Below are 563 nucleotides of genomic sequence, written 5' to 3'. Positions count from 1 at the left end.
GGAAAACGATGGCGAACTCGACGAATTCTGGGCAGGAAAACTCGCCTTGCTCAATGACCTAGAAGTCGCTCTATGACGCGCTCCTACCAAGCCAACATTGTGCTTCCCGGTGGCGCGATTGCGCCCGATGAGTGGGCCGATGCCCTCGGTGTGCGACTCCCGAGCGACTTCACCATCAGCCGTCGAAGGAACGGCGAAGCGGCGTCCCGAAGAGGCGACCTTTTCTGGGATTGGTCCGGCTACGACTCACGCGGGCAGGCAGTCGGACTTAGCTTCGCATTTTGGATCAAGCGGTCAGGTAAATCGAAGGAAAGGGATGTAGCGCCAGAACGGCAGACTCTGGTCGATGACATGCAGCATTTGATGTCGCTGGTAATCTACAAGCGCGCTGGACCAACGCTGGCCTTCAACACGCTGATCGGTTATTTGGCAGCATTCTGCTCCATAGCGCAATATTGCGAGGCTCAGGGGCTCACGATTCCATCCCTAATGATCGACGAGAAGCGCTTCAGCGTTTACGTCGCCACCCTAGGTTATGGCCGCGTGTTGCAGTCGCTTTCCGG

General features: G+C 57.2%; 1 protein-coding gene. It reads left to right on the top strand.

What is annotated here, in order from left to right; translation table 11 throughout:
* Positions 1 to 72: 72 nt before the first annotated feature.
* A partial coding sequence (locus JK635_RS01425; protein WP_202651730.1) for a hypothetical protein occupies positions 73 to 563 on the top strand: 491 nt, incomplete at its 3' end.

Origin of the sequence: Neobacillus paridis (assembly GCF_016765675.1) — a bacterium.
GTDB lineage: Bacteria > Bacillota > Bacilli > Bacillales > Cytobacillaceae > Neobacillus > Neobacillus paridis.
This window is presented reverse-complemented; position numbering and strand designations above follow the sequence as displayed.